This is a genomic window from Xenorhabdus sp. SGI240, assembly GCF_040081915.1.
GTDB classification, from domain to species: Bacteria; Pseudomonadota; Gammaproteobacteria; order Enterobacterales; family Enterobacteriaceae; genus Xenorhabdus; species Xenorhabdus bakwenae.
This window is the reverse complement of the sequence record NZ_JBEBMB010000060.1, coordinates 1-4,234: the sequence shown is the minus strand read 5'-3', so window position 1 is coordinate 4,234 and position 4,234 is coordinate 1. Positions and strand designations below refer to the sequence as shown.

Genomic DNA, 4,234 nt, shown 5'->3' with positions numbered 1-4,234 from the left:
CTTAAAGTTATAAAGGAGCGGCTATGTCATTTCAACTCATCATAAAAGTCGAGCATCGCGTTAATTTAAGGTTTTTCAACTGTTGATGATGGGGGAAATCATTCAATGCTTCGTTAATCAACGAAACTTTAGTTATATTTTTTCCACCACCTCCCTGTCGCAGGATACGTAGGGCAGACAGCCAATTAGCACGTCCTGATCCTGAAAGACGAAGCCTTGAAGTATCACCACCTGAACGGAGCCAAATATCTTCATCCTGTGGTCCTGCGGGATATAGTTCGCAAAAAACTTCACCTAATTCACGCCAGATATCCAGTTTTTCATTTTGTATCACAGTATCAGTAAGTTTATTCACTCCTCCACGGTCTAAAGCTATTGGGAAATTATCCTCGAGATCGCTAGCCTTGAAAATAGGATGCTGCTCATCAGATGCCGCTAAGCGTACTTGTTCCGATACATGATTGAACATCTCAAATACCCTAATGACCCCATCACCATGGGTACGCCCTCCTCCACGAAGAACGCTCAGTAGATGCTCCGTAAACAAGCTATTACGAGCTCCTTTGAACACCAATGAGTATTCAGAAGCTCTGGATGAGGCAATTAACACACGGCCACTTCCCTCAGCTAGCCTACTTAGTGATTTTTCCGAATATCCCAGATTTGCAGAGCTGTTGTTCAGACCTTTGAAACTTACCGATGCTCCTGAGTGGCAAGCATCTATAAAAACAACAACCCTTCTAGCTTGGATATTTTTCAGCGCTAACGAAAATTCCTGCTCGGACATTACGCTCTCAATAAAAATCCACCTTCATAGAAGGTGGCATTGATTTCGCCCCAGAGGGGCGTACTAAAATCCCTAAAAACAAGCCTCTGCCACTGCTGTTATTTTAAAATCTAAAAACCAATAAGGCAGAGCCAAAACCTGTTGCTGACCACCTCCTCAGGAGGTGGTTTTCAGTTATGAATAAAATTATCCATAGAGCAGTCAAACGGAATTAATGCACTTGAAGCTTCAGCACCTTCATCTAATCGAGCGCCATGCCCAGAAAAGAAAATTGTTACAGTGTCGTTTGGTTTAGCTCGATCAGCTAATGCTTTTAGTTCACGGCGCATCGCAACGAGTGTTGCATCACTGTCCAGCAAAGTAGCAACGTTTGAAGTTTTATAACCACAGTGCGCGGGGGACGTCAGTGTCGAATACATATCGCGACCATCATTAAGCACAGTAGCTGGCAACCGGTTAATTTGAGAATAGTTGGCTACTGAAATAATCAGCGCATGTCCTTCAGAAAAATCACCTTCCTTATTATGCATCTTTTGCTCTTTTTCATCCATTTTCATTCATTGAACTATTTTAGAAATATCGAATTGTCCGTAGGGCGTTGAGTTTATCGTTTTGAGGATAATCAGTCTGCATTTCTTCAAACAGCCTATTCATGTAAGGCCTACGTCCTCGCTGTAAATAAGAAATCGCATCATGCCAACGATTTCTTCCTGAACCATTAACTTTCAAATCGGCATCTTTTCCTCCAGCACGATCCCAAAGCCCTTGATCATCTGGCCCATTAGGATACAGCTCGACTGCAAGTTCCTCTAGTAATGCCCATTTCTCTGAATATGAAACATCCGATAGTCCCAGAACGAATCTCCAGAATCGACTAACCATGCTATAACACTGTGTTAAGGCTGGTTTTAAGTCGTTGCGACCTTGTTGTGTAAGCCTTAGCAGGTTTTCTACAATTTGATGCCAACGTCGGTTTTGAATAAGACGTCCTAATTCCTCCGCATCAGTATTTCGTAATGGTTTAATTAATGCGTTTTCATTTAACCATCGCAGGACACGGGACTCTTCAAGGTTTGATAAATAGTTAATAACTCTCAAAACATCACCAATATCAGCCTTGTCACAGCGTAATACAACGGCTAGCTTCTCATTTGTCAAAATAGCCATTTCAAGTTCATTATCTGGAGGGTTTACATATCCTTTTAAAGCATAATGAAGCCAACCAGTAGCTGTTGCACGTAGGCAATTACCTCGAGCTGGTTCCGGGAGGAAATTCCAAATATCTGTATTCTTAATGTATTTACTGAGATCTGCCAACGGTGTGAATGAAAGCACTTCAATCAAGTGTAGGTTTGTTTCAGAACCTTGTATCAGATTCTGAAGAACTGTAGAAAATGCGCCATATGGATCATTTGGTCCTTTCCACGCTTCAGAATTTAAAGTTAGAGTGTAACACCAGAGGTCTTGTACAGGTCTTAAAGTGAAATTCAGAGTTCCTAATAGAGAAGGGTTATTCGCTATTCTTTCTGCTGCAATTTGAAGCAATCGGGGCTCGTTAGGTAGAGCTAATGACAACTCTATTGTTTCCATAGAGCTAGTGCTTCGCAATGCAGCACGAAGACCACTTAACTCAGTTGATCTAATATCCACTAAAAGCTGACGTGCAATTGATTCTGAAGGCGTAAGACATGCGCTTGCTGCGGTACCATGGAGTTTTAACCATTTTTTGCTTTGGGCAATAGTCATAACGACATTACCAGTATCAAGGTTAAGAACTTCAGGTACAGCTTTCGCTATTTGATCTTCAATCTCGTCTTCTAACGGCAAATAATCTGCAAATTTAATCAATACATTTGGATTAAGTTTGGCCCAACGCCAAAAAGCACTAGCCAACCAGCGAGGAGGTGCGTGTAAGCCAAGGACTAGACCATTAATGATAGAAGCCCGCCAAGGCTCTACCGCTGCAGTGGTACATAGCGCATCACCAAGAATCGAGAGTATTTCGGCATCTTCAGAAGGTGCTAATAAATTGGCTGCAACCTAGTCTCTAAGGCTATCCCATATAATGGTTGCATCTGGAAGCCCAGAAGTTACAAGATTTCTTAGCAGCAAAATATCTTGAACAGAAGCCGACGACAACTGCGCCTCAAATCTTTGTATAAAAATATTCTTGCGAGCAACACCTACGGTAGGATTAGGAGAAAGCTTTTCAAGGATTCGTAGCGCTGACACGCATTCACTAAATTGCGGATTTGAATGCTTATCAATCTCATAAATACGCTGCAGCAGTGATAGATCAGAAAATTGATAAATTTTAGCCCCCACTTGCTGAGCCAATTCCATAACTGTAGTGGCTTTTTCCTCACCACAAAGAATTCCTGCAGCAAGCGAAGGTGATTGAACATGCTTACCAAGTATACGATAAGTCGCCCAGCGTGAGGCTAAAGCACTTGGTGTACAAATCACCGTAGGGGTAATTTCATCAATGATATCTTGTGGTCCGAAGCTTAGCCGAAATGAAAAGTTTGAACGAACTTCTGGCCATAAATGAATCCATAAAGAGGCTATCAATTCATCAAAATTCTGCAAACCAAATCTAATTACAGGTCCCTTTCCACGTGTCCCTAATACGTTAGCAAGCGAAATCAGTTCCGGAGTTGGCTCAAGTGGCTCTGCAAGTTGAGGTAATTCACACGCTACAAGTACATCTGGCATTGTAGGTTCAGTGAGCAACATTTTAAAGAGTGGGCGTAAGTCAGGCATTTTAATGACGTCATCACGCATTGCGATGACTGCATGAGAAAGCACCATACCCGGTCGAGTTGCTGTCGGATCAGCAAAAGTACGGGCCAGAACATAATATTCTCTATATGGAAATCCACTCACGAAGGGCGACCAGTTTACACCGGGAGGTGCAGTGTCAGGTAAGTCGAGACGAGAAGTCAATACTGAAATTATCGGATCATCAGAACTCGCCATCCTGAGCCCATGACCTCCACGAGATTCTCCATATATAGCTTGCTCGACTCTCACGCAATGACCTCTTTTTTTAATGAACTGGTGGTCAATAATTGCTGAATTGGTAACGTTAGGTCATTGGATTTCTGCCCATCAGGAAGAACAATGTAACCAAATTGTTCGGGGCCTCGTATTGAGTATTCCATATCTCGGTCTGCACTAGTCAAAGGGCGTTCTAGAGCAGATAAACCAAGTATTAAAGGCTCCTTCCATGTGCTCTTCAGGAAATTGAAAAACATGGGAAGCCGTTCCCGTAAAACAGCTGTTGGCTGCTTCTCCTGAATCTCTGTCCCCAGTTCATCCCAACAGCTAAGAAGTACACATATACGAGGGCTCTCAAGTTGGGTAGAACTAATTACGCCTCGAACGTAAAGTAACGCGATGCTCGACTTTTATGATGAGTTGAAATGACATAGCCGCTCTTTAAAC

Annotated in this window: 4 protein-coding genes; all 4 read right to left on the bottom strand. The window is 42.5% G+C overall.

All coding sequences use genetic code 11. The features are described from left to right. Window positions 1-31: 31 nt before the first annotated feature. The 4 genes from ABLA76_RS13275 to ABLA76_RS13260 all read right to left on the bottom strand — a co-directional run bounded on the left by ABLA76_RS13275 (window position 32) and on the right by ABLA76_RS13260 (window position 3,820). Entirely contained in the window at window positions 32-787 is a 756-nt protein-coding gene (locus ABLA76_RS13275) for a caspase family protein (RefSeq protein WP_348988278.1), read from the bottom strand. Between the two features lie 170 nt (window positions 788-957). Continuing rightward, a complete protein-coding gene (locus tag ABLA76_RS13270; protein WP_348988277.1) occupies window positions 958-1,338 on the bottom strand; it encodes a caspase family protein in 381 nt (126 codons plus the stop codon). 19 nt (window positions 1,339-1,357) lie between these two features. Continuing rightward, window positions 1,358-2,680: an effector-associated domain EAD1-containing protein gene (locus ABLA76_RS13265; protein WP_348988276.1), complete on the bottom strand. Its 1,323-nt coding sequence runs from the start codon at window positions 2,678-2,680 to the stop codon at window positions 1,358-1,360. Between the two features lie 147 nt (window positions 2,681-2,827). Then, the gene (locus ABLA76_RS13260) at window positions 2,828-3,820 is read right to left on the bottom strand and encodes a hypothetical protein (protein ID WP_348988275.1); all 993 of its coding nucleotides are present in this window, start codon (window positions 3,818-3,820) and stop codon (window positions 2,828-2,830) included. Window positions 3,821-4,234 lie beyond the last annotated feature (414 nt).

Bases quoted from the DNA above. Each gene is read 5' to 3' on its own strand.
- ABLA76_RS13275 (WP_348988278.1), bottom strand. From the start codon at position 787: ATGTCCGAGCAGGAATTTTCGTTAGCGCTGAAAAATATCCAAGCTAGA.
- ABLA76_RS13270 (WP_348988277.1), bottom strand. From the start codon at position 1,338: ATGGATGAAAAAGAGCAAAAGATGCATAATAAGGAAGGTGATTTTTCT.